The sequence below is a fragment of the Dryocola mayonis genome (assembly GCF_051307045.1).
GTDB lineage: Bacteria > Pseudomonadota > Gammaproteobacteria > Enterobacterales > Enterobacteriaceae > Dryocola.
Genome location: NZ_CP150452.1, coordinates 433103 through 458687, shown reverse-complemented (window position 1 = coordinate 458687; position 25585 = coordinate 433103). Strand labels below are relative to the sequence as shown.

Annotated in this window: 18 protein-coding genes and 6 pseudogenes; 7 read left to right on the top strand and 17 right to left on the bottom strand. The window is 56.1% G+C overall.

What is annotated here, in order from left to right:
* Positions 1 to 85: 85 nt before the first annotated feature.
* The 7 genes and pseudogenes from nanA to zapE form a co-directional block, all read right to left on the bottom strand.
* Positions 86 to 985, bottom strand: coding sequence for an N-acetylneuraminate lyase (nanA, locus tag WLO32_RS02200; protein ID WP_435947022.1), 900 nt, complete (start codon positions 983 to 985; stop codon positions 86 to 88).
* A gap of 179 nt (positions 986 to 1164) precedes the next feature.
* Positions 1165 to 1947, bottom strand: coding sequence for a transcriptional regulator NanR (locus tag WLO32_RS02195; RefSeq protein ID WP_435947021.1), 783 nt, complete (start codon positions 1945 to 1947; stop codon positions 1165 to 1167).
* 138 nt (positions 1948 to 2085) lie between these two features.
* Positions 2086 to 2580, bottom strand: a complete 495-nt coding sequence (gene sspB / locus WLO32_RS02190; protein ID WP_435947020.1) for a ClpXP protease specificity-enhancing factor — start codon at positions 2578 to 2580, stop codon at positions 2086 to 2088.
* A gap of 3 nt (positions 2581 to 2583) precedes the next feature.
* The gene (sspA, locus tag WLO32_RS02185) at positions 2584 to 3225 is read right to left on the bottom strand and encodes a stringent starvation protein SspA (protein WP_435947019.1); all 642 of its coding nucleotides are present in this window, start codon (positions 3223 to 3225) and stop codon (positions 2584 to 2586) included.
* Positions 3226 to 3542: 317 nt separating this feature from the next.
* Positions 3543 to 3935, bottom strand: a complete 393-nt coding sequence (gene rpsI / locus WLO32_RS02180) for a 30S ribosomal protein S9 (RefSeq protein WP_003025138.1) — start codon at positions 3933 to 3935, stop codon at positions 3543 to 3545.
* Between the two features lie 14 nt (positions 3936 to 3949).
* Positions 3950 to 4379 (bottom strand): annotated as a pseudogene (gene rplM, locus WLO32_RS02175) (50S ribosomal protein L13).
* Between the two features lie 227 nt (positions 4380 to 4606).
* A pseudogene (gene zapE / locus WLO32_RS02170) lies at positions 4607 to 5735 on the bottom strand (cell division protein ZapE).
* 178 nt (positions 5736 to 5913) lie between these two features.
* Here zapE and zapG point away from each other — a divergent pair.
* From zapG to degS, 3 genes and pseudogenes are all read left to right on the top strand, one after another.
* The gene (gene zapG, locus WLO32_RS02165; protein WP_435947018.1) at positions 5914 to 6315 is read left to right on the top strand and encodes a Z-ring associated protein ZapG; all 402 of its coding nucleotides are present in this window, start codon (positions 5914 to 5916) and stop codon (positions 6313 to 6315) included.
* Between the two features lie 179 nt (positions 6316 to 6494).
* Positions 6495 to 7866 (top strand): annotated as a pseudogene (gene degQ / locus WLO32_RS02160) (serine endoprotease DegQ).
* Positions 7867 to 7953: 87 nt separating this feature from the next.
* Entirely contained in the window at positions 7954 to 9021 is a 1068-nt protein-coding gene (gene degS / locus WLO32_RS02155) for an outer membrane-stress sensor serine endopeptidase DegS (protein WP_435947017.1), read from the top strand.
* A 63-nt stretch (positions 9022 to 9084) separates the two neighbouring features.
* Here degS and mdh read toward each other — a convergent pair.
* Positions 9085 to 10024, bottom strand: a pseudogene (gene mdh, locus WLO32_RS02150) (malate dehydrogenase).
* A gap of 433 nt (positions 10025 to 10457) precedes the next feature.
* On the opposite strand from mdh, the gene argR reads away from it, so the two are divergent.
* The 3 genes from argR to yhcN (WLO32_RS02135) all read left to right on the top strand — a co-directional run bounded on the left by argR (position 10458) and on the right by yhcN (WLO32_RS02135) (position 11967).
* Positions 10458 to 10928, top strand: a complete 471-nt coding sequence (gene argR, locus WLO32_RS02145; RefSeq protein ID WP_121266444.1) for a transcriptional regulator ArgR — start codon at positions 10458 to 10460, stop codon at positions 10926 to 10928.
* Between the two features lie 385 nt (positions 10929 to 11313).
* On the top strand, positions 11314 to 11577 hold the full coding sequence (yhcN, locus tag WLO32_RS02140; RefSeq protein ID WP_435947016.1) for a peroxide/acid stress response protein YhcN: 264 nt from the start codon (positions 11314 to 11316) through the stop codon (positions 11575 to 11577).
* A gap of 123 nt (positions 11578 to 11700) precedes the next feature.
* On the top strand, positions 11701 to 11967 hold the full coding sequence (gene yhcN / locus WLO32_RS02135; protein ID WP_435947015.1) for a peroxide/acid stress response protein YhcN: 267 nt from the start codon (positions 11701 to 11703) through the stop codon (positions 11965 to 11967).
* A gap of 60 nt (positions 11968 to 12027) precedes the next feature.
* On the opposite strand, the gene WLO32_RS02130 is transcribed toward yhcN (WLO32_RS02135), so the two are convergent.
* The 5 genes from WLO32_RS02130 to aaeX form a co-directional block, all read right to left on the bottom strand.
* The gene (locus WLO32_RS02130) at positions 12028 to 12300 is read right to left on the bottom strand and encodes a barstar family protein (RefSeq protein ID WP_435947014.1); all 273 of its coding nucleotides are present in this window, start codon (positions 12298 to 12300) and stop codon (positions 12028 to 12030) included.
* A gap of 41 nt (positions 12301 to 12341) precedes the next feature.
* A complete protein-coding gene (locus tag WLO32_RS02125; protein WP_435947013.1) occupies positions 12342 to 13796 on the bottom strand; it encodes an NAD-dependent succinate-semialdehyde dehydrogenase in 1455 nt (484 codons plus the stop codon).
* A gap of 82 nt (positions 13797 to 13878) precedes the next feature.
* Positions 13879 to 15840, bottom strand: coding sequence for a p-hydroxybenzoic acid efflux pump subunit AaeB (aaeB, locus tag WLO32_RS02120; protein ID WP_435947012.1), 1962 nt, complete (start codon positions 15838 to 15840; stop codon positions 13879 to 13881).
* An 11-nt stretch (positions 15841 to 15851) separates the two neighbouring features.
* Entirely contained in the window at positions 15852 to 16784 is a 933-nt protein-coding gene (aaeA, locus tag WLO32_RS02115; RefSeq protein WP_435947011.1) for a p-hydroxybenzoic acid efflux pump subunit AaeA, read from the bottom strand.
* Positions 16785 to 16791: 7 nt separating this feature from the next.
* Entirely contained in the window at positions 16792 to 16995 is a 204-nt protein-coding gene (gene aaeX / locus WLO32_RS02110; protein ID WP_121266454.1) for a p-hydroxybenzoic acid efflux pump operon protein AaeX, read from the bottom strand.
* A gap of 181 nt (positions 16996 to 17176) precedes the next feature.
* Here aaeX and aaeR point away from each other — a divergent pair, with 181 nt between their 5' ends.
* The gene (gene aaeR / locus WLO32_RS02105; protein WP_435947010.1) at positions 17177 to 18124 is read left to right on the top strand and encodes an HTH-type transcriptional activator AaeR; all 948 of its coding nucleotides are present in this window, start codon (positions 17177 to 17179) and stop codon (positions 18122 to 18124) included.
* Between the two features lie 15 nt (positions 18125 to 18139).
* Here the strand turns inward: aaeR and tldD are convergent, their stop codons facing one another.
* The 4 genes and pseudogenes from tldD to WLO32_RS02085 all read right to left on the bottom strand — a co-directional run bounded on the left by tldD (position 18140) and on the right by WLO32_RS02085 (position 25578).
* Positions 18140 to 19585: a metalloprotease TldD gene (tldD, locus tag WLO32_RS02100; RefSeq protein WP_435947009.1), complete on the bottom strand. Its 1446-nt coding sequence runs from the start codon at positions 19583 to 19585 to the stop codon at positions 18140 to 18142.
* 73 nt (positions 19586 to 19658) lie between these two features.
* Positions 19659 to 23466 (bottom strand): annotated as a pseudogene (yhdP, locus tag WLO32_RS02095) (AsmA2 domain-containing protein YhdP).
* A gap of 58 nt (positions 23467 to 23524) precedes the next feature.
* On the bottom strand, positions 23525 to 24994 hold the full coding sequence (gene rng, locus WLO32_RS02090) for a ribonuclease G (RefSeq protein WP_435947008.1): 1470 nt from the start codon (positions 24992 to 24994) through the stop codon (positions 23525 to 23527).
* Positions 24984 to 25578, bottom strand: a pseudogene (locus WLO32_RS02085) (Maf family protein). The gene rng and the pseudogene WLO32_RS02085 overlap by 11 nt, the downstream one beginning before the upstream one ends.
* Between the last annotated feature and the right edge of the window lie 7 nt (positions 25579 to 25585).

The window sequence follows — 25585 nt, the reverse complement described above, 5'->3', positions numbered from 1 at the left end:
GCACTCCCGGCGCGGGTTAGCAGTAACCCGCCCTTTAGTGAGGTCCGATTAGGTTTGATAAACGCCGGTCGCCCGGCATCGCGTATCAGAACGTGGCGCGTTCCGCCTGCAGCTCAGCCGCCAGCGCCTTAAGTTCCGGCTGGTGCTGCTCGTCCACCGGAGAGAAAGGCCTGCGGCATAGCGGCACGGCGACGATATCCATGTAGTGCAACAGCGTTTTCAGCCCGCGGAAGACGCCGACCTTAATCAGCAGATCGATAACTTTGTTGCACTCGCTTTGCAGCTGCATTGCGCGCTGCACGTCCCCTTCTTCGACGGCCCGCTTAATGGCCAGATAACGCCAGCCCATCACGTTATAGGTGCTGCCGATACCGCCATCCGCGCCCGCCATCAGGCCGGAAGCGAAGATTTCGTCGTAGCCGTTGTAGAGCACCAGATCGGGATGCGCGCGGCGGATCTTTTCCATTTCATACAGATCGCCGGAGGTTTGTTTAAGCGCACCGACGCCGGGCAAGTTCACAAGCGTTGTCACCTGATCCAGCGTCAGCTTCACGCCGCTTAAGGCTGGAATATTGTAGACCACCATCGGCAGGCCGCCGGATGCGTCAATCACCGCGCGATAATGATCGCAGTGCTCGTTAAAACTAAACGGATAGTAGAACGGCGTCACGGCGGACACGGCGTCAAAGCCATAGCGGTGTGCCGCGCCTGCCAGGGCCTGGCTCTCCTCGGTGCTGATAGCCCCTACGTGAGCAATCAGCGTCAGCTTGCCTTTCGCCTCCTCGGCGACGACTTCCAGCACCTGCTCGCGCTCCTTCGCGCTTTGCAAAAACGCCTCGCCGGTAGAGCCGCCGACGTACAGGCCGTCCACGCCCTGCTCTATGTTGAAGCGTACAAGACGGCGCAGGCTGTCCGTGTCCACCTGCTCGTGTTGATTGAAGGGGGTCAGCAGTGCCGGCATCACGCCCCGAAGATTCTGTGTCATAAACATCTCCTGGTGGTCTGGTTTTTAAACATAACGATATACCTTTATACCTGTTATACCAGAGCGAAAAGTAAACGCCATACGGCCAGAGCATCAGGATGTGATCTTGTTCATATGAAATTACTATAGTTGATCGCGTATTGCAGAAAGTCGTGCAGCAGATCGCAACTCAGCGGGCGTTATTTTTTCAGGCTGCGCCTGCGCGGGGCGGCATAATAAGCGGCGAATACGCTTTTCAGATGGGCTTTCAGGGCGGCTTCCGCGGCATCGGGATCCCGCGCCTGGATAGCTTTAAGGATTTCAATATGCTGCTGGTAGCTCACGTTGTTATGCGCGTGCAGCTCTTCCTGGGGAACGGCGGGACGAGCCGCTATCAGCCAGTCCAGCAAGGCGACATGCACGGCCATAAAAATTGGGTTGGCGGGGATTTCGGCCAGCTCGCGATGAAATTCGATATCGGATCGAATAAAGAGCTCGTTGTCGTCCAGCGCCTGGCTGTTCATCTCCAGCGCCTTGCCAAGGCGGGCGATCTGCTCATCGGTGGCGAATTCCGCGGCATAGCGCACCAGGCTTGATTCAAAAAACAGCCGCAGCTGCTCGAAATGGGCGATACCGCCGGGACGAGAAAGGAAATCTTTCGCGACGCCAGACAGCTCGCCAATAATGGTGTCCGCGGAGGGGCGTGAAACACGGGCGCGCTCGCCATTGCTGATTTGCACCAGGCCTTTACGCTTGAGGGCCGCCAGCGCTTCACGAACGGAGGGACGCCCGACGTTAAAAAAGGCCATCAGCTCGCGTTCGGAGGGCAGCTGTTCGCCTTCGGCAAACTCGCGCCTGCGGATCATCTGCTCAAGCTCTTCTTCCACCATTTCCGAAAGCTTTTTACGCGCCAGCGGGCGACGGCGCATCGCATGGCCGATGGTTTCAGTCGTCTGGTCTGCCTGGTCGTCAAATGTGCTCATAGCGTCAGAAAGGGACCGTTTTTAAGGAAAGAAAAAGAGTAACCTTTTGGATCATAACACAGCAATTCCAGACTTACGAAAGAAGAGCTCGGCGGGCGCAGGCAATAAAAAAGCCAGTCAACAGACTGGCTTTCAGCTTTACTTCACCACGCGCAGAGCCGGACGGCCACCGCGCGGAGGGGGATCGTCATCCGGGCTATTGTCATCTTCTTCGCGATCCGGGCGATCGCCATCGATCACCTGCATTACCGTTTCCGGATCGGCTGCGGCCTGTTCGTCATCGTTGTGGCTTTCAACGTCGTCATAGCTGGCTTCCGGCTCAAACATAGTGCCGGCGCCGTTCTCACGAGCGTAGATCGCCAGCACCGCCGCCATAGGAACAAAGACCTGGCGCGGCACGCCGCCAAAGCGCGCGTTAAAACGCACTTCGTTGTTGGCCAGCTCCAGGTTGCCTACCGCGCGCGGCGCGATATTCAGCACAATTTGCCCGTCGCGCGCATATTCCATCGGCACATGCACGCCTGGCAATGTCACATCCACAACCAGGTGCGGTGTGAGCTGGTTGTCCAGTAGCCACTCGTAAAAAGCGCGGAGCAGATAGGGACGACGCGGTGACAATTGCGACATATCCATCAATTAGCCTCGGGTCTGCAGACGCATTTCGCGCTCGGGTTCGGTCAAAGAGGCGAGGAAGGAATCACGCTCGAATACACGAGTCATGTAGCCTTTCATCTCTTTAGAACCCGCGCCGGTGAGCTCGATGCCCATCTGCGGTAAACGCCACAGCAGCGGCGCCAGATAGCAATCCACCAGGCTGAACTCGTCGCTCAGGAAGAAAGGTTTCTGGGTGAAGACGGGCGCAATGGCCAGCAGCTCTTCGCGCAGCTGCTTGCGCGCATTGTCCGCTTCCTGAGCAGAACCGTTCAGCACGGTGTTCATCAGGGTGTACCAGTCTTTTTCGATGCGGTGCATGTACAGACGGCTTTCACCACGTGCCACAGGGTAAACCGGCATAAGCGGCGGGTGCGGGAAACGCTCATCAAGATATTCCATGATGATGCGGGATTCCCACAGGGTCAGTTCGCGGTCAACCAGGGTCGGTACGCTGTGATTTGGGTTGAGGTCAATCAGATCCTGAGGCAGGTTATCCGTTTCCACATGCTCAATTTCAACGCTGACACCTTTTTCAGCCAGTACGATACGTACCTGATGGCTATAGATGTCAGTAGGACCGGAAAACAGCGTCATCACCGAACGTTTGTTGGCAGCGACAGCCATGAAAACCTCCAAGTTTATTCAGAAAATTACTGCTAATAGCCGCAAGCGGCGACTAACCTGACTGTTTATTACCCAACTCACTCGGACTCCCATCAGCCGCCAGAAAACAAGGCGAAAACAAACTGATGCCGACATTTGGGCAGAAAATTGGTTGATAGTTTACCAGATTTTACCAGTTTTGTGGGGAGCGGATCCAAAATTAGCGATAAAGTTGAATAGTTTCAAACAGTTAAAACAAATAATATAAATTCAGGCATAAAAAAACCCGGTACAGGACCGGGTTTTTTGCCAATTGTTTTCTGCGCAATGCAGAACAATTAACGTTTGGAGAACTGAGGACGACGACGTGCTTTACGCAGACCGACTTTCTTACGTTCAACCTGACGAGCATCACGGGTAACGAAGCCAGCTTTACGCAGTTCGCCACGCAGGGACTCATCATACTCCATCAGAGCGCGGGTGATACCGTGACGGATCGCACCAGCCTGACCAGAGATACCACCACCTTTAACGGTGATGTACAGATCCAGTTTCTCAACCATGTCGACCAGTTCCAGCGGCTGACGAACTACCATGCGGGCAGTTTCACGACCGAAGTACTGTTCCAGAGAACGTTGGTTGATAACGATTTTGCCGCTGCCTGGTTTGATAAACACGCGAGCTGCGGAACTTTTGCGGCGACCAGTGCCGTAGTATTGATTTTCAGCCATTGCCATAATCCCGATTAAATGTCCAGAACTTGCGGTTGCTGCGCCGCGTGGTTGTGCTCGTTGCCCGCGTAAACTTTCAGCTTACGGAACATAGCACGACCCAGAGGGCCTTTCGGCAGCATGCCTTTAACCGCGATTTCAATCACACGCTCAGGACGGCGGGCAATCATCTCTTCAAAGGTCGCTTGTTTGATACCACCGATGTGGGCCGGTGTGATGGTAATACACTTTGTCAGTACGCTTGTTGCCGGTTACAGCAACTTTTTCTGCGTTCAGAACGATGATGTAATCACCAGTATCAACGTGCGGAGTGTATTCCGCTTTGTGCTTACCGCGCAGACGGCGAGCCAATTCAGTAGCCAGGCGACCTAAGGTCTTGCCGTCAGCGTCAACAACATACCAGTCGCGCTGTACGGTTTCTGGTTTAGCTGTAAAAGTTTTCATTAAAAGCTTACCCAATATATAGTTACACGTTGGTGAACACCCAAACGTTTAAAATCAGTTGAGGTTCACGCGACATTGTCCAGCAAACCTACCCCTTCGAATAGCCTATGCCGGCACGACAAAAGTTTTGGGAAAAAAACTTTGGTTGTAACGTGGGGTCGCAAGATTATAGAGAAGTCGTCCCCAAAGATCGACCACAATTTATCTTTCGCGTTACATAACGATATTCAGGGCATATGCGGCAGGCGCAAATACTCTTCGCTTTGCATTTCCTGCAGGCGCGAAAGGCAGCGCTGGAACTCAAACTTAAGCCTTTCGCCTTGATATATATCGAATAATGACGCCTGGGCGGAAACGGCCAGCTTCACGTGCCTTTCGTAAAACTCATCCACCATGGCGATAAAGCGCCGGGCTTCGTTTTCATTGCGGGTGGTCATGACCGGCACGTTAAACAGCATAACCGTGTGGAAGAGGCGCGACAGGGCGATGTAATCATGCTGGCTGCGGGCGTCCGCGCACAGCGTCTGGTAATCCACCGCCAGCGTTTGGTTGGCGGTGCCAAGAGTCGCCAGCGGGCGATGGTTAATTTCCAGCACCGGCGCGCCTTCCCGCGGCGCGCCCGCCAGCGCGGTATATAAATGCTCCATTTGCCGCGTCGTCGCCTCATTTAGCGGCGACAGCCAGAGATGCGCCTGGGTCAGGGTGCGTAGCCGGTAATCGATTCCCGCATCCACATTCATTACGTCGCAGTGTCGTTTTATCGCTTCGATAGCCGGGATAAATCGCGGCCGCTGCAGACCGTTACGATAAAGTTCGTCGGGCGGAATATTCGACGTGGGCCACCAGGGTTATGCCGCGGGCAAACAGCGCTTTCATTAATGTGCCCAGGAGCATGGCGTCGGTGATGTCCGAAACGAAGAATTCATCGAAGCACAGAATGTCCGTTTCGGCTTTAAAACCGTCCGCCACGATTTCAAGCGGGTCGCTATGCCCCTGCAGCTGGGTAAGCTCTTCATGCACGCGCAGCATAAAGCGATGGAAATGCAGCCGCAGCTTGCGCCGGCCAGGTAAACTCTGAAAGAACATGTCCATCAGCCAGGTTTTGCCGCGCCCTACTCCGCCCCACATATACAGCCCGCGCACCGGTTCATCGTTAACGGGCGCGGTGCGCTTGCCCAGCAGCTTGCCAAACTTCGCCATGAATCCACCGGCTTCGGCGGGCGCGGAACTTTTATTTGTAAGCTCTTGATAAATAGCCTCAAGGCGCGTTACGGCCTCGCGCTGAACGTCGTCGGGCTGATAGCCGCCCTCGGCCAAAGCCTGCTGGTAGCGTGATGTAGGGGAAAGATTTTGCATGGTATTATGGTGTTCCCTTAAAAATCGTATTGCCGTTTACTGGTGTTCTTTAAGTACGGATGTCGAAAAAAAGGTCGTTCTACCCTAAGCGATGCTGCGTCAGGATTCCACTTCTCTTAGGTTAGCGGTTATAGTGGCTACATTACCCTACGGAAACACAAGATAACGGGAGAAGTTCATGACCTGGGAATATGCGCTAATTGGGTTAGTTGTCGGAGTTATCATTGGTGCCGTCGCCATGCGTTTTGGCAACCGCAAACTGCGCCAGCAGCAGGCTTTACAGTACGAGCTTGAGAAAAACAAAGCGGAGCTTGAAGAGTACCGCGAAGAGCTGGTCAGCCACTTTGCCCAGAGTGCAGAGCTGCTTGATAACATGGCACACGATTATCGCCAGCTGTATCAACATATGGCAAAAAGCTCCAGCAGCCTGCTGCCCGAGCTTTCAGCCGAAGCCAATCCTTTCCGCAACCGTCTGGCCGAATCCGAAGCCAGCAACGATCAGGCGCCGGTGCAGATACCGCGCGACTATTCGGAAGGCGCGTCCGGATTGCTGCGTACCGAGCGTGCAAAACGCGATTAATCACAGCGGTAAATTTTTTTCCCGGGGCACGCGTTTCGTGCCCCAATTCTCCCCTCGCCGCAGCTATCATTTAATAGTCTCGTCTCATCTCATAACGACATTGTTACCCGGCTGATATTTCAATAACATCGGAGTGTTATCGGGTTTTCCTTTTTCCAGGTCACGAGAGCAAGCCATCAATGAAGAAACAAACACGGTTATTGAGTGCGTTAGCGTTAAGTGTCGGGTTAGCTCTGGGCGCATCACCTTTTGCAGCTGCCGCTATCCCCTCCCAGGTTCCCGGACAGGCTGCGGTGCCAAGCCTTGCGCCGATGCTGGAAAAGGTGTTGCCTGCGGTAGTGAGCGTGCAGGTTGAAGGCACGGCCGCCGCGCCCACGCAAAAGGTCCCGGAAGAGTTTAAAAAATTCTTTGGCGACGATCTGCCGCCTTCCGAATCACAGCCGTTTGAAGGCCTGGGCTCCGGGGTGATTATTAACGCAGCCAAAGGTTATGTGCTTACGAATAATCACGTCATCAGCCACGCAGAAAAAATCAGCGTCCAGCTTAACGACGGGCGTGAGTTTGAGGCCAAACTTATCGGCGGCGACGATCAGAGCGACATCGCCCTTATTCAGTTGCAAAACGCGACGGGGCTTACGCAAATCGCCGTGGGCCGACTCCGATAAGCTGCGCGTGGGCGACTTCGCCGTGGCCGTGGGCAACCCCTTTGGGCTGGGCCAAACCGCGACCTCGGGCATCGTCTCAGCGCTAGGCCGCAGCGGCCTCAATCTGGAAGGGCTGGAGAACTTCATTCAGACGGACGCCTCCATCAACCGGGGTAACTCCGGCGGCGCGCTGCTGAACCTCAACGGCGAACTCATCGGCATCAATACCGCCATTCTCGCCCCAAGCGGCGGCAGCGTCGGCATCGGCTTTGCTATTCCAAGCAATATGGCGCAAACGCTGGCCAAACAGCTGATGGAGTTCGGCGAAATCAAGCGCGGCCTGCTCGGCATTAAGGGCACCGAAATGAGCGCCGACATCGCCAAAGCCTTCAACCTGACCACGCAGCGCGGCGCGTTCGTCAGCGAAGTGCTGCCGCAGTCCGGCTCGGCGAAAGCGGGCGTCAAAGCGGGAGATGTTATCACCAGCCTGAACGGTAAAAACATCAACAGCTTTGCGGAACTGCGCGCTAAAATCGCCACAACCGAACCGGGCACCGTGGTGCAGCTTGGCCTGCTACGCGACGGCAAGCCGCTGGAAGTAAGCGTGACGCTCGATAAAAGCACCGCTTCCTCAGCCAATGCAGAACTGATTATTCCCGCGCTGCAGGGAGCGTCGCTAAGCGACGGCCAGCTGAAAGACGGCGCTAAAGGCGTGAAGCTCGACAGCGTAGAAAAAGGCACGCCGGCCGCGCAGGTCGGGCTGCATAAAGACGATGTCATCATCGGCATCAACCGTGAACGCATTCGCACCATTGCGGAAATGCGTAAGCTGCTGGAAAACAAGCCGTCGGTAATCGCCCTGCGCGTCGTACGCGGCGAAGATACTCTCTATTTGTTATTGCGTTAATTTGCTCAGTAATCGGACATCGCGAGTGCGGTGTCCGATTAACTCATGCTATTCTGCGTTCGTTTTCTCACGGACTTTTACAAACCCATGTTTCTGAAGATATTACGTTCGGTGGCAATCGGCCTGATTGTGGCGGGCATTCTGTTGGTATCCCTGCCTTCATTACGCCAGAAAATTACGCCGCTGGCCCCTTCGAAGTTTGACAGTGCCGACGAAACGCCGCTGAGCTATAACACCGCGGTGCGGCGGGCCGCGCCTGCCGTAGTAAACGTCTATAACCGCAGCGTGGGAAGCAATACTCAAAACCAGCTGGAAATAAAAACCCTCGGCTCCGGGGTGATTATGGACGAGCGCGGCTACATCATTACCAATAAGCACGTAATTAACGACGCGGAGCAGATCATCGTTGCGCTGCAGGACGGTCGCGTCTTCGAAGCCTTGCTGGTCGGTTCCGACAGCCTGACCGATCTGGCGGTGTTAAAAATTAACGCCACCGGCCTGCCGCTGATCCCGATAAACAGTAAACGGCTGCCGCATATTGGCGACGTGGTGATGGCCATCGGCAACCCCTATAACCTCGGCCAGACCATTACCCAGGGCATTATCAGCGCAACGGGGCGCATTGGCCTGAGCCCTTCCGGCCGCCAGTCTTTCCTGCAGACCGACGCCTCCATCAACCGCGGTAACTCCGGCGGCGCGCTGGTGAACTCGCTTGGCGAGCTGATGGGCATCAATACGCTCTCCTTTGATAAGAGCAACGACGGTGAAACGCCGGAAGGCATCGGCTTTGCCATCCCAACGCAGCTGGCCACTAAAATCATGGATAAGCTTATCCGCGACGGTCGGGTTATCCGCGGTTATATCGGTATCGGCGGGCGCGAGATAACGCCGCTGCACGGCCCGGCAACCGGACTCGACCGCATCCAGGGCATCATTGTTAACGAAGTTTCTCCTGACGGACCTGCGGCGAAAGCGGGTATTCAGGTCAACGACGTAATTGTCTCGGTGAACAATAAACCGGCCATCTCCGCCCTTGAGACGATGGATCAGGTGGCAGAGATTCGCCCGGGCTCGGTGATTCCCGTAGAGGTCATGCGCGAGGATAAAAAGCTCACGATGCAGGTCACCATTCAGGAATACCCGGCGGGGAACTGATGGCAGGCATAAAAAAACCGGAACATTCGTTCCGGTTTTTTTTAACTGTCAGCTATCGGACCATCACTTGTTAACGAACTCTTCGCCCAGCGCGATGTCTTTTTTCAGCGTGTCCAGCATGCCTTCCAGCGCCTGATGCTCAAACGCGCTCAGGGTGCCGTAAGATTTGTGCTCGGCGATGCCGTTTTTACCCAGCAGCAGAGGCTGAGAGAAGAAGCGCGCGTGCTGGCCGTCGCCTTCCACGTAGGCGCATTCCACGACGTTGCTCTCGCCCTGCAGCGCGCGTACCAGCGACAGCCCGAAACGCGCGGCGGCCTGACCCATAGACAGGGTTGCAGACCCGCCGCCGGCCTTAGCTTCCACCACTTCGGTGCCGGCGTTCTGAATACGTTTGGTCAGATCGGCAACTTCCTGCTCGGTGAAGCTCACGCCCGGGATCTGGGACAGCAGCGGCAGAATAGTCACGCCAGAGTGGCCGCCAATCACAGGAACTTCGATATCGCCGGGCTGTTTGCCCTTCAGTTCCGCCACAAAAGTGTTGGAGCGGATGATGTCCAGCGTGGTCACGCCAAACAGTTTGTTCTTATCGTAGACGCCCGCTTTTTTCAGTACTTCGGCCGCGATAGCAACCGTCGTGTTCACCGGGTTGGTGATGATACCGATGCAGGCTTTCGGGCAGGTCTGGGCAACCTGCTGGATCAGATTTTTCACGATGCCGGCGTTAACGTTAAACAGGTCTGAACGATCCATACCTGGTTTACGGGGCCACGCCTGCGGAGATCAGCACAACGTCCGCGCCTGCCAGCGCCGGGGTTGCGTCTTCGCCGCTGAAGCCTTTAATTTTTACATCCGTAGGGATATGACTGAGGTCCACCGCTACCCCAGGGGTAACCGGTGCGATGTCATACAGGGAGAGTTCTGAACCTGAAGGCAGCTGGGTCTTGAGTAGAAGGGCAAGCGCCTGGCCGATACCGCCCGCCGCGCCGAGGACTGCAACTTTCATCCTAAACTCCTTATTATGGTTAGCAAAAACGTGCCGTAACTCCATACGGTGGCGACCATAATCCAGAGATGGGGTAATTACAATCTTCCCGCCTTCAGATTGCGAGCTTGCGCAATCATCATGCGTTACTGCTGCATTTACTCGCCGGGTGGAAACGACGCCTGGGCGCCCGGTCACTACCTGATGTTGTCACATCAACAGGCGGTTACATTACACCTTAGGCCCGCATCAAAACAACATCATTTTGATAACATTTGGTTTACTTAAAGCCTTATTTTCGAGTCGTGACACAGGCATGTTTCTCGATAACAAAATTTGATAAAATTCGCCTCTTTCATAACGTTATTTCAGGCTAACGCCCTTCCATGCATTTGCATAAAAATTCATTTAAATGCATAATAATGTTATCCGTTTACCTATGCTCAGGTGACTCATGCGTAATTCCTCAAAACAAGAAGAATTGATCAAAGCCTTCAAATCGCTTTTAAAAGAAGAGAAATTCAGTTCCCAGGGCGAAATCGTCCATGCATTGCAGAACGACGGTTTCGACAATATCAACCAGTCCAAAGTCTCCCGCATGCTGACCAAGTTCGGCGCGGTGCGCACGCGTAACGCAAAAATGGAGATGGTCTATTGCCTGCCCGCAGAGCTTGGCGTGCCGACCACTTCCAGTCCGTTAAAGAACCTGGTGCTGGATATCGACTATAACGACGCGGTGGTGGTGATTCATACCAGCCCAGGGGCTGCGCAGCTGATTGCGCGTCTGCTGGATTCATTGGGTAAAGCGGAAGGGATTCTCGGCACCATCGCCGGCGACGACACTATCTTCACCACGCCCGCCAACGGCTTTACCGTGAAAGAGCTTTACGAAGCGATTCTGGTGCTGTTCGAACAGGAGCTCTGAGAGCGTTAAGACCTGCTGTACCCGCCGCCTTCACGGCGGGTTATCCTTCTTTATGCCTGTCTACCTGTGTAATCTGCCGCTCCGCTCCCATCCTGTAGCCCGTATCTCTGGCGATAACCCACTAAAGCAACATTTGTTCTGTGAGAGATCGCACAAATAATCAAATTCCGCTATCCGCCTGATTTTTATTATATTTTTTCCAGAAAAAGCATTAAACATCCATTTTTAATAGCTAAAAGTAATAAAAAATAAGTCTGTTAACGTAAAGTTTCATTGTGAATTGTTAGCAGGGTATTAATTTTTTCCGTTACTAGTGTATACTTGATTTTGTGATGAGGGTCACGAAACGATGGCCCCAATAAAAGAATACGACGAGGTAAAAATTATGAACATGAAAAACACTTTAGTGACCGCAAGCCTGCTCTCCATGCTGTCGTTTGGCGCTTTTGCCGCCACGTCCATCAATGCAGAACAAGCGCAAAACCTGCAGTCGGTGGGTACCGTCTCCGTAAGCAGCGTCGGGAGTTCGCCGATGGATATGCACCAGCAGCTGGATAAAAAAGCCGATCGGGAAGGGGCTTCTTCTTATCGCATTATCGAAGCCCGCACCGGCGACCAGTGGCACGCAACGGCTGAGCTGTATAAATAACGCCCGGCTTTAGCAGCCCTGCAATAAGCACGCAGAAAAGACAATCTCAGACGGCGGCCCCAAGAACAAAAAACGCTATTTAGCCCTTCCGGCCGTTGAAAAACCTGTTCAGGAGTAGACATCATGAAAACCAAATTAACCATCGCAGCCGTTAGCCTTCTTTCCGTTCTCTCTTTTGGTGCCAGCGCCGCGGCGCACCAGATTTCCGACGAACAGGCGCAGGGCATGCAGCCTATGGGCAGCATCTCCGTAAGCCAGGTAGGCAGCGCGCCTATGGATATGCGTCATGAATTATCACAGAAAGCGACAGAGAAAGGGGCTTCAGCTTACCGCGTAACTGAAGCGCGTTCCGGCGATACCTGGCACGCAACCGCTGAACTGTATAAATAAACCCTCGTCGTCACGTCCGACGACCTTGCCCCCGCTCGCCGGGGGCTTTTTTATGCCTGCTTAACCGCGAATATTAAAACGCAGCTGTCCTTCGAGCTCTTCTTCTGCCTCATCAAACAGCAAAATCAGCGCGCCGTAGCGCCGCCGCTGTATCTCCGGCAGATGGAGAAACTCAATCTCTACCGGCACGGGCAGGCCTCCTCCCACCACCACGTCCCACAGGCTGTCGAGATCGTGCACCTTTTTTTTCTCCAGTGAGAATGCCTGGGTAAAGAGGCGATAGAATGCCGGTTGATCTTCTATCTCATTAAAATCAAAGCTATATTTTTTCATCTCTGGCCACCCCAACCGGAACAAGCCGTGCCAACGCGCGTCTACAGGCCGCCGATATGCAGGGTTTTGACTTCCAGATACTCCTCAAGTCCCAGCACCGACCCTTCCCGACCAAGGCCGGACTCTTTCACCCCGCCAAACGGCCCCAGCTCGGTAGACACGGCACATTCGTTAACGCCAATCATCCCGCTTTCAAGCGCCTGCGATACGCGGAATACGCGCTGCAGATTCTGAGTATAGAAGTAAGCGGCCAGGCCAAAGGGGGTATTGTTAGCCCGCCGGATCGCTTCTTCTTCCGTTTTGAAGCTAAAGCAGGCCGCCAGAGGACCAAAAGTCTCCTCCTGCGCCAGCTTCATGTCGTCAGCGGCATTGATAATGACCGTCGGCTGCCAGAAGTTGCCCCCAAGCTCGTGGCTTTTACCTCCCACCAGCGCCTTACCGCCCTTAGCCAGGGCATCTTCCACATGCTCACGCACTTTATCTACGGCGGACTTTTCGATAAGCGGCCCGACCACCACGCCCTCATCCATACCGTTGCCGACTTTGAGCGCCTTCACCGCCTCCGCCAGCTTATTGACGAAACGATCGTAAATGCCTTCCTGAATAAAGAAGCGGTTCACGCTGACGCACACCTGGCCCGCGTTACGGAATTTATTGGCGATGGCGCCTTTTACGGCTTCATCGATATCGGCATCGTCAAACACGATGTACGGCGCATTGCCGCCCAGTTCCATCGACACTTTTTTCATGGTTTCAGCGGCGTTGCGCACCAGCGTTTTGCCTACGGCGGTCGAGCCGGTAAAGGAAATTTTGCGCACCTCGGGGCTGGCCATAATCGCATCGCTGATTTCCTGGGTGTTGCCCGCGACCGCGTTCAGTACGCCATCCGGCACGCCGGCCTGTTTCGCCAGCGCCAGTAAAGCAAAAGCGGAAAGCGGCGTATTGTTGGCGGGCTTAATCACGCCGGTACATCCCGCTGCCAGCGCCGGGCCGAGCTTACGGGTCAGCATCGCCATCGGGAAATTCCACGGGGTGATAGCGGCTACCACGCCAACAGGTTCACGCGTTGCGAAGATTCGCGATCCCGGCCTGGCCGGTGGAATGATTTCGCCGTTGGCGCGTTTGGCCTCCTCGGCAAACCATTGAATAAAGCTTGCGGCGTATTCGACTTCCCCTTCGGCCTCTTTCAGCGGTTTGCCCTGTTCCGTGGTCATCAGCTGTCCCAGCCAGCTTTTGTTCTCAATAATCAGCTGGTACCAGCGATAAAGAATCGTCGAGCGTTCTTTTGCGGTTTTGGCTCGCCACGCCGGGAAGGCTTTTGCCGCCGCGGCGATAGCCTCCTCGGTCTCTTTCTTACCGGCTTTCGCCACTTTAGCTATCGCTTCGCCCGTGGCAGGATTCAGTACGTCAAAAGTGTCATCAAGCCTGCGCCATTCCCCGTTGACCAGATAGCCGGTGTTGAAGAGTTCACCGTCCTGGAGCGCCTGAATTGTCATAATTTTCTCCCGTTATAAATTGCACATCCGCTAAGTATAGATACAAAAAAGCCGACGCATGGCGTCGGCTCTGGGGCGCTGATTAAGCGTCGATGAGGGTGTGCTGATACTTATGCAGCATATCCGCCAGCCTTTTTACCGGCTCGGTCACCTGTAACGGCGCCTCCCAGATGCGCAGCTTTTCCTGGTAGATATCCAGCTCGCCCAGCAGCTGCCTGAAGTAACGCCGCCGCTTATCATCGCTGGAAGCGGAGGTGACTTTGTCCGCCGTGTTGCGCAGCTGGCGGTGGAAAGCGGACAGGTCAGCGTTCACCGGAATGGGCGCGTCGCGCAGCCTCTGGTGTGCGATTATCAGGGTTAAAGCCAGGCGGTAGCGATCGATATCCCCCGGGAAGGTGTTCAACAGCAGGAAAAGCTGCTGGTAAAGCGCCGGCAGGTGGTTCTCTTTGCGGCGGTTATTGTTAGTCGTCAGCGCGGACACCGCAGCCGAAACAAACTGATTGAGCAGCGTGCGTCCGGTACGCTCCTTAGAGTTATCCCGCACCAGGAGAATAACCATCATCGCCAGGAAACAGCCGACGATTTGCCCCAGCGCGCTGTCAAGGAAGCTGCTGAAGTGAAAGGTCATGGGATTATCCAGCACGATAACGTTAATCGTCCCGGCCAGCGCCCCCATCGAGCCCAGCCGCCGCTTTTGCACCTCAATGCCCATAAAGAATCCCAGCAGCGCGAGGCTGATACACAGCAGCAGCATGCTTTGCTGGGTGGAAGGTATGATGACCAGAAAATAGAGCGCGCCAAGCGGCAGGGCGACCAGCATCCCGTAAAGAAAATCCAGCGACACCATGCGTGGGTTGGGCAGGCGCATCGCAAGGGAGGTCACGACCGCGATCATCACCATCGCCCCGCTGCCGGAGGTCCAGCCGGTCCACAGCCAGAACAGGCTTCCCAGCAGGCATGAGAGGGTGGTGCGCCAGAAGTTAATCATCGCATGATGGCGCTCGGCCGACTGAACCTTAATCACCACCTCGTCGGTCAGGATCTCTTCTTCGATAGCGCTAATGCGGGAGTTGCTGGTAACGCCGCGTTTTAGCAGCAGGAAGCGCGTCGCGGCTCCGACCCAGCTGCTGATGGTCACCGGGGTGTTTTTCTCACCGGATGAAGAGATGTAGCGCCTTAACGCCTTCATCTGCTTATGAACGTCCGCCGCGGTTTCTACCGGCATTTCAAACAGCAGTTTGAACTCAGGCGGGACGAATTCAGGGCGAGTGTTCTGAATCAGGAAAGTTTCGCAGGCCTGGGTAATCAGCGTCAGGGAAAGGGTGTTGATGGCCTTCAGGCGGCGGTTGGCCTGCCCCCAGCGCGCAGATTCGATCTTGAGGTTGCTGCGCATGCCCTCAAGGGCGGTGGTGCGCCGCACCATGCCGCTCCAGGCTTTATCGACCTCTTCTTTATCGCCGTGCGCGACGCAAAGCTGCATCAGCCGATAGTGATCCACCAGCAGGTTATCCAGCTCGCGGTCGATTTCCTGTTTGATGGAGCGCGGGGAAAAGAGCAGGTCCGCAAGAATGGCGCAGACGATGCCAAGCACGATTTCGCTGCAGCGCTCAACGGCGAACTGCGGCGTGGTAACCGGATTGAGCTGGATAGTGACGACGATAATCAGCGCCGTGTAGCCTGAAAGCCCCCAGGCATAGGAGTTTTCTACTTTGACCAGCGAAGAGATCCAGGTGCAGAAGCCGGCCCAGATACAGCACACCAGCAGCATCACGACCGGCGCGCGAATCAGCGAGGTGATGATAACCAGCGCCGCGATACAGCCGATAAAGGTGCCGATAATACGCAGCATGCCGCGATAGCGAATCGCGCCGGAATAGGGCTCGCCGCCTGCCGCAAACGCGGGGCCGGCCGCCACAATCGCCGCGGTCAGTACCGCCCAGCGCGGCGTTTCAAGCTGAAAGTGGAAACCCACAAACAGCGCAAGCACGATGGCGAACGCCAGTTTGAACGCAAAGCGCAGATGCAGTCGGGAGATAAAATACATAGTCGCCAGGCTTACCCAAACTCACGCAGACGATGCATGAATTTCATAAATGCCGAATCGTGTTCGGTATCGCGATCTTTCTCACCGGTGACGACGACCGTAGCCGTGGTGCCGGCCGGATACAGGTTGCCCTGCTGCTCATCCAGACGAATACGCACCGGGACGCGCTGCGCCAGGCGAACCCATTCCAGATTGGAATCCACGGTAGCCATGCCTTTCGCATCGCTGGTGCTGCTGGCGTTGGTTACGCCGGCGGAGATGCTGTCCACGGTGCCGCGTAATATGCGGTTGCTGCCCAGCGGCGTTATCTGAACGCGATATCCCGGGCGGATGCCTTCAAGCTTGGTCTCTTCCATATAGGCGAGAATGTAAAACGAGTGCTGTTTTACCAGCGCCACCACCGTTGAGCCACGGGTAATAAACTCGCCGCCGTGCACGTTCAGGTTGGTTACCCAGCCGTCAGCCGGGGCGCGTACCACGGTACGCTGCAGGTCAAGCTCCGCCAGATCGCGCGTTGCCTGCGCCTTCGCAAGCTGATGCAATACGGTTTGCAGCACGTTGTTCGACTGGTCGATTTCTTCGCGCGACATCGCCTGGATGCCCAGCCGGTTACGGCGTCCGGCCTCGCGGCGTTTTTCGCTCGCCAGAGCTTCATAATAAGCCACGTCCGCCTGCGCCTCTTCCAGCGCCTTTTGATAACGCGGCTGGTCGATGGTAAACAGCACCTGGTCTTTTTTAACCAGCTGGTTGTCGTGCACGTTCACGGCGGTAATCAGCCCGGAAACGTCAGGCGCAATCGCCACAACATCGGCGGTAAAACGGGCGTCGCGCGTCCAGGGCGACTCGGTGTAAAACACCCACGCGCGGAAGATAGCGATGAAAGCCAGCAGCACCAGAATCAGCGTGATGGCGGTACGGATCATTTTTCTTGTTAGTGTTTTCACATCAACCTCAAACAAACAGCTGCGAGATCAGATAAAACAGGCAGCAATAGAGCGCCGTATTGAATAATGCCGGGTGCCAGACGAAATCATAAATACCCGTCGGGGTAAGCAAACGGCGCACCAGCCAGAAAACCGCCAGTGAAACGAGCAGCTCAAAAAATATCGGCGGAAAGGAAAGACCGAATACCACGATAACCGGAAATAAACTCATGTTAACCTTGTTAAGGATAGTGCAGGCGCCACAGACTCTGGACAGTTATCCGCGACTAAAGGTGGCCAGGAACGGCAGGCGAGAACGCGGTTTAGACTGTGTTAATAATAATATATTAACGTAACTGTTATCCTGTTATCTATAATATGTGATCTAAATCACTTTTAACTCAGAGTGAACAATGGAAAGACTTAAACGCATGTCGGTTTTTGCCAAAGTGGTGGATCTCGGCTCTTTTACCGCCGCCGCAAGGCAACTGCAGATGAGCGTATCGTCCATCAGCCAGACGGTTTCAAAGCTTGAGGATGAACTGCAGGTAAAGCTGTTGAACCGCAGCACCCGCAGCATTGGCCTCACCGAAGCGGGTAAGATTTACTATCTCGGCTGTCGCAAGATGCTGCATGAAGTCCAGGAGGTGCATGAGCAGCTCTACGCCTTCAACAACACGCCTATCGGCACGCTGCGCATCGGCAGTTCTTCAACCATGGCACAAAATGTCCTCGCCAATATGACGGCGGACATGCTTAAAGAGTACCCGGGCCTGACGGTAAACCTGGTGACCGGCATCCCTGCCCCGGACCTGATTGCCGATGGCCTCGACGTGGTTATTCGCGTGGGCGCGCTGCAGGATTCCAGCCTGTTTTCAAAACGCCTCGGCTCGATGCCGATGGTTATCTGCGCGGCGAAAAGCTATCTGCTGCAAAACGGCGTACCGGAAAAACCTGCCGATCTGGCGAACCATTCGTGGCTGGAATACAGCGTGCGTCCTGACAATGAGTTTGAGCTTATCGCTCCCGAAGGCATCTCCACGCGCATGCTGCCGCAGGGGCGCTTCGTGACAAACGATCCGATGACGCTTTCACGCTGGCTGAAAGCCGGCGCCGGGATCGCCTACGTGCCGCTGATGTGGGTGATCGATGAGATCAACAATGGCGAGCTGGAGATCCTGTTTTCCCGCTATCAGTCGGATCCTCGTCCGGTATATGCGCTGTATACGGAAAAAGACAAGCTGCCGCTGAAGGTGCAGGTGTGCATTAACTATCTGACGGAGTATTTTGTGAAGGTGGCGCAGCTGTACCAGGGCGTCCGGGAAACAAACGGGCGCGGAAAAGAAACCGGCCGGGGTTGACCCGGCCGTTTCGTTTTATGCCGTACCGCCAACCGTTAGGTTATCAACCTTAAGCGTTGGCTGGCCGACGCCTACCGGCAGGCTCTGGCCTTCTTTGCCGCAGACGCCCACGCCGTTATCCAGCGCCAGGTCGTTGCCGACCATAGAAATCTGCTGCATGGTTTCGATACCGGAACCGATAAGCGTCGCGCCTTTCACCGGCCTGGTGACCTTGCCTTTCTCGATGAGGTAAGCTTCTGAGGTTGAGAACACGAACTTGCCGGAAGTGATATCCACCTGGCCGCCGCCGAAGTTTGGCGCGTAGATACCGTACTCGACGGATTCAATAATTTCCTGCGGCGTGGATTTACCCGCCAGCATATAGGTGTTGGTCATGCGCGGCATCGGCAAATGCGCATAGGACTCGCGGCGCCCGTTGCCGGTTGGCGCAACGCCCATCAGACGAGCGTTTAGCTTGTCCTGCATGTAGCCTTTCAGAATGCCGTTTTCTATCAGCACGTTGTACTGACCCGGCACGCCTTCATCATCGATGGCGACGGAGCCACGGCGGTTAGCCATGGTGCCGTCATCCACCACGGTGCACAGCTCGGAGGCGACCAACTGGCCCATCTGGCCGCTGAATACGGAGGTGCCGCGACGGTTAAAATCGCCTTCCAGACCGTGGCCAACCGCCTCGTGCAGTAGCACGCCGGGCCAGCCTGCGCCAAGCACCACCGGGAACATGCCCGCCGGCGCCGCGACGGCAGAAAGAGCGATCAGCGCCATGCGCACGGCTTCTTTCGCCCACGCATCGGCACGCACTTCGCCGTTGATGGTTTCGAGGAAATAATCATAGCCAAAACGACCGCCGCCGCCGCTGGAGCCGCGTTCACGCTTGCCGTCTTCTTCTACCTGAACGCTGACGGACAAACGCACCAGCGGGCGAACGTCCGCCGCAAGCGTACCGTCCGTCGCCGCCACGAGGATGAGTTCATAAACGCCCGTCAGGCTGGCGGTGACTTCCTGAACGCGGGGATCCGCCGCACGCGCTACGCTATCGACGCGCTTAAGGATGTCCAGCTTCTCTTCGCGCGTCATGCTCTGCAGAGGATCGGCGCTGGTGTATAGAACGCTGTGCTCTACCGCACCGAGGGTGCGCGCGCGGCCGTCGCCCTGCTCACGAACGATGCTGCGCGCCGCGTGGGCGCTTTGTTCCAGCGCCAGCAGGCTGATTTGGTCGGCATAAGCAAAGCCGGTTTTCTCACCGCTGACGGCGCGTACGCCGACGCCCTGGTCAATATTGTAGGAGCCATCTTTGATAATACGGTCTTCTAATACCCAGGATTCGTGGTAGCTGGACTGGAAATAGAGATCCCCATAGTCGAGCCGACGCTCGGACAGCTGGCCGAGAATGGAAAACAGATCTTGATGGGTTAAGCCATTCGCAGACAGCAACTGCTCACTTACCAGGTTCAGACTCATCGTTTGAATACTCTTCTTGTCTATCGATTGGGGATATCTATTGAGCTTGCGGCAATTAGCAGCCCGCGTCAAATCACTTAGCTTTGTTCACCCGCGGCTGACGCAGCACTTCGTTGATCTGCGGATTATCTACCGGACCGGTGATGTGGTAGCGCAGAACGGAGATTTTGCTCCACAAAGGCCCGAGCACCTTGCTGGCGGCGAAGACCGCCGCGCCCACGATAGGGTTGACCACAAAGGCGGCCGCAACGCCGACCGTCGCGGAAATTTCCGGCGCGACCACGGCTTCCATATTGAGCTGGCGGCGCACTAAATCCACCGAGCCTTTCATCGCAATATCCGCTTCCAGGCCGTCTACCAGCGTGTCGTCGGTATGCAGCACGCCGTCTTTTATCCACGCCGTGCTGCGGATGGAGTCAAAGTAGAAGCCGTCGCCGAAGGTATCGCTGAAGTCAAAACGCAGCTTACGCATCAGCGCATCAAAGCTTACCAGGCGCAGCAGCTGGCCCGCATGGGCCGGTGCCAAGATCGGCGATTTGTCCTTTACCCAGCCGGGTATGCAAAATGCCGTTCAGGGAGGATTCCTGCGGCCGCCACGGCACGTCGCGCCAGTGTAAATCATAGTCCAGGTCGAATGAGGAGCCCTGCACCGGCGTTTTCACGCCGAAGAAGTTGGTGGCCGCGTCCAGCTTCTGGCCTTTGAGCTTGCCTTTCAGAGAGGTGCGCATTTCCGTCGGGCTGTTCACCCATTCGCCCTCGCCCGTCAGGCGCGCGAAGCCGGTATCGACCAGGCCGTTCGTGAGCGCCAGGTTGTCGCCTTTGATGGCTAAATCGGCGTCAACGCGGCCGTATTTTTGCCCCCACAGCCAGCATTCAGCGCAGCGCAGCTGCACATCAGGCCAGTCGCGGAAGCTGATTTTATCCTGCGCGGGCGGCTGAGACGTACCGCTCGGCGCGGCGGTGGGCTGGATAACGCTCCAGTCAGGGTTGAAATAAAGATATTTGATCGCCGCCTGCCATGGCGCGTTATTGCGCATATTCAGCGTCGCGTTGATTTCACGGCCCTGGGCATTAATTTGGGTGCCGCCCGGCGCGGCGCGCGAAACCAGGCTGAGGTTGTTCCATTGCTGTCCGGCCAGGGTTAAAGCCGGCGTGCGCAGCGTAATATCAGACGGGAAAACCGCCGAGTCGCTGACGCCCGTCGCTGCGCCCTGGCTGAACAGCGCCAGCCACTGCGCGCCGTCCATAGCGGGAAGATCTAACTCCAGCCCCGGCTGCCCGGGCAGCGGCGGAACCGTATGGCTGTCCGTCGCCCAGATAGCGCGGTCGAGCCTGAGCTTTTTACTCAGCAGCCAGCGGCTGGAGAAATGATTGTTTGCCCCGGCGCTGCCCGTCAGGTTAAAGCCATTAAGATTGCCTTTCACCGCAGCCTTTAACGGCAGCGGCTCCCCGGCGGATTTATTGACCGGCGCAGGTAAGCGACTGCTTACATTTTTCAGATCGGCATTCAAATCGACCTGATAAGTGGCGATGCCGCGATAAGGCAGCGTTACGCCGACCACGCCTTGCCATGCCGCGCTGCCGCTCAGGGCTTTATTTATCTGCTCCGGCAATACGCCGGTTTTATTGGGCTGCCAGTTACCGTTGAGATTAACGCCGATCTGATAATCTTTTTCACCGGTTTTCGTTTTAAAATCGATATTGACCGGCTGGTTAAACCAGGTCGCCCGCAGCGGCTCGCTTTGCAGGTCGCCGTTGACGAAGCTGAACTTACCGCTCAGGTTATGCAGGGTGCTGGACAGCGGCTTTATCAGCAGCGTGTTGTTGTTCAGCACCACATCGCCCTTCGCCGTGGTCAGGCTGCCGTTTAGCGGAATATCAAGATGTAAGCGAGCATTCACATCGCCGCCAATCTGGAGTTCGTCAAGGGCCGCGGCCAACGAATCGTCAAGCGGCGTCTCTTTGAAGTACGGCCCGATAGCGCTGCCCGGCCCGCTGATATCAGAGTCAATCAGCAGCTTATCCTGCGAGTAGTCCGGGATAGTGGCGGTGAGATTGCGGCCGGTGACGCCGCCGAGTTTTACCTCGTCGCTCTTCATCCACAGGCCGTCATTGATGAAATCCAGCTCTATATCCAGATTTTCCAGCGCCGGCCAGTCCGGCTGGAAGGCGAATTTCGCGTTGCGTAGCGGCACCAGCACTTCAAACTGACCTTCGTTGTGCTGATAAGGGAACAGATGCGGGTTGCCGCCGTAAACCAGCGTGGCGTTTTCCGCCCGGCCGCCCTGAATGGCTCCGCTCAGGTAATCGACCAGCTCTTTGCCCATCAGGTTTTCGGGGAAGTAGCGCCAGGCGTCCGCGCCGTTGTCGGTGTTGATGCCCGCCAGAATGCTCAGCCACGGATCGCCCTCGGCAGGCTGCAAGTAGCGGAAGTCGCCGCGCGCCCAGACCGAGCGGGCCTTAACGTCAAGATTTTTACCGTCAAGCTGGAAGCCTGCGGCATTTTTGCGCCACTCAAGCGTGGCCACGCCGCGTTCGACTTCCAGCGGGGCGCGGAATACCGTTTTATACGGCATGCTGGCGTCGATAACCTGCGCATTGAGCTGGCCGTGCTCCATGCCGCCGGTGACCGAGCCGGAGAAATGCTGGATGCCCGGCAGCATCTTCCACTGGTTCCAGCTGACGTCCTTCCAGCGCCCCTGCATGCGCGTTTTTTCGGTTTGCTGCAGCGGAATATCCACCGCCAGCACGTCGATATGCCCGCGCGGCTGCAGGGCGTTCCAGATTTCGCCTAAATCAGGAGAGATTTTGGCGGCAATCGGCAGCAGGCCGTAAAAACTTTCCAGCTCCATATTCGTTGCCCGCACGCGTAGCTCTTCGCTACGTTGGCTTTCCTTGCCGCCCACGTCCTGCGGTTCGAACCACGCAAGGCTCAGGGAGCCTTTCGGCCATTTTTTATCATCAAGCGTGATGTTGGTGGCGGGAATCGCAAGGTTCCAGCCCGCGGCGGAACGATTCACGTGGGCCACTAAATTATCGACGGATAAATGGTGGGTGGTCTGGTCGCCTTTCCAGCTTGCGCCGCCCTGTTTGAGCCAGATATTGCCGCCCGCGATATCGCCGCCTTTAATGTCCATCCAGGCTTCAAGGCTAAAATCCGCGTCCTGCAGATCGACGTTTTCCTGCATCCAGCGGCCCAGCCACGGCTTAACGTCCACCCGGTCGGCCTGCAGCCATACCTTACCGTTGTTGAGAATGCCGTTTTCGTCGCGCAGATCCATGCGCACGTTTGCCAGGCCGTGCTGACCATTGAAGCTCGAAAGGCTCACCTGCCCCTCGGCGCGGTGACGGTTCGCCGAGTTAAGCCAGGTCAGCTGCGGGATGGCGAGCTCGGCGCGCTGGCCGGAGAGCGTAAGAAAGCTCAGGGAGCTGTCGCGCAGATCGAAGTGATCGAACTGACGCAGGAAGAGATCGTTGATTTTACCGGATTCGATTTTATCGTCGCTGCCGTTCTGGCTAAGCGGCGTATTGGTGCGCATATGCAGCTGATAGAAGGTGAGATCGCGAAACTGCCAGCGCGCATGGAGCAGGCTTTGCCAGACGTCGAGCGCCAGGGTGACGCGCTTAACGCTCAGTTCACCGCCGTCCTTCAGCCCGGCCCTGATGTCACGGACATCGAGCGTGGGGCCGAAGTTCTGCCAGCCGGCCTGAATCTGGCTGGCGTCCACCGGCGTACCCGTCATGGCCTCGATCTTTTCCAGCAGCGCCGGACGCCAGGCGTCCAGGTGCGGCAAAACGAGACGCAGACCACTCACCAGCAGTGCGACGATAACAATCAGCGTTGCGCCAGTGAGCAGCAGAATGCCGGGCAGTCGCCTCACATATCTCTCCTTGTCAGCCTTGCGGCTCGGTACCTCAAAAAGTACGGCCCGTAGATGGTTACATCATCACGACGTCGAACTGCTCCTGATTATAAAGCGGCTCAATTTGTACCTTTACCTGCTTGCCGACAAAGATTTCCACCTCTGCCAGCGCGTGAGATTCTTCGCTTTTCAGCGCTTCGCCAACCGCCGGGGAGGCGTAAACCAGGAAACGATCGGAATCGTAGGCATGATGAACGCGCACGATTTCGCGCATGATCTCATAGCAGACTGTCTCCACGGTTTTTACCGTGCCGCGGCCGTGGCAGGTCGGGCAGCCGGCGCAGAGCACGTGCTCCACGCTTTCGCGGGTGCGCTTGCGCGTCATTTCAACCAGCCCCAGCTGCGAGAAGCCGTTCACGCTGGTTTTCACGCGATCTTTGCTCAGCGCCTGTTCCAGGGAGTGCAGCACGCGACGGCGGTGGTCTTCATTATTCATGTCGATAAAATCGATAATGATAATGCCGCCAAGATTACGCAGCCGCAGCTGACGGGCGATGGCTTGGGTGGCCTCGATGTTGGTATTAAAAATAGTATCGTCAAGGTTGCGGTGGCCGACAAAGGCCCCGGTGTTGATATCCACGGTGGTCATCGCTTCGGTTTGATCGATAACCAGATAGCCGCCGGATTTCAGCTCAACCTTTCGCTCAAGCGCCCGCTGGATTTCATTTTCGACGTCAAAGAGGTCGAATATCGGCTGGCGGCCGCTGTAGTGTTCGATTTTGCTGGTCATTTCCGGCATATATTCCGCGGTAAATTCCAGCAGCATGTCGTAGGTCAGACGCGAGTCGACACGAATTCTGTCCAGCGCTGCGTCGGCGAAATCACGCAGCACGCGCTGGGCCAGCGCAAGCTCGCCGTAAAGCTGGCAACGCGTTTTGTTGCGTTTTTTACGCTCGCTGACTTTGGTCCAGACGCGTTTTAAATAAGCGGCATCGGAAGAGAGATCTTCTTCGCATACGCCTTCAGCCGCGGTACGAATGATAAATCCGCCCTGCTCGTCGCAGTAGGCGCTGACCACGCGCTTGAGACGATCGCGCTCTTCTTCGCTTTCGATGCGTTGAGAAACGCCGACGTGCGAGGCGCCCGGCATAAACACCAGGTAACGGGAAGGAAGAGTGATGTCCGTGGTAAGGCGCGCGCCCTTGGTGCCAAGCGGGTCTTTAACCACCTGCACCATCAGATCCTGCCCCTGGCGGACCAGCTCGGAGATGTCGCGCACGGTAAAGTTTTTACGCTCCTCACCCGCAACGCATTCGGTGTGCGGCATGATGTCGGAGGCGTGAAGAAACGCTGCCTTATCAAGGCCAATATCTACAAATGCCGCCTGCATTCCTGGTAGCACCCGGCTGACACGACCTTTGTAGATATTCCCTACGATCCCACGGCGCGCTTCGCGCTCAATATGGATTTCCTGCAGTATTCCGCCGTCAATATAGGCTACCCGCGTTTCTGAAGGGGTAATATTGACCAGTAGTTCAGCCGTCATCTTTTCCTCGTCCATCACGCAATGCGTGAAAATTACTCAGTAGTTCATACGTTTCTACCAGCGGCAGCCCGACCACGGCATGGTAGCTGCCGTTAATCTTCCTGACGAAACAGCCGCCCAGTCCCTGAATACCGTATGCCCCTGCTTTGTCCATGGGTTCACCGCTGGCAACGTAACCGGCGATATCCTGTTCTGATAAGCTGCGGAATGTCACTTCGGTCATCACCAGACAGTCGAGCACCGACCGGCTGTCCGCCAGCGCAACCGCCGTCATCACCTGGTGCTGATGTCCGGAGAGCAATCTTAGCATCTGTGCCGCATGTTCCCGATCGCGCGGCTTTTCCAGCACCTCACCATTGTAGATAACAATGGTGTCTGCGCCTAACACCGGTAAATCCCGCTCGGGCCAGCGCCACGCCCGCCAGCGCCTTGTCCCGCGCCAGACGGCGGACGTACTGCTCCGCGCTTTCATGGCTCAGACGCTGCTCTTCCACGTCCGTTACGATGCGTTCAAAGGCCACGCCCAGCTGGGTCAGAAGTTCCTGGCGACGCGGTGAACCAGAGGCGAGATATAAAGATGTCATGTTTAAC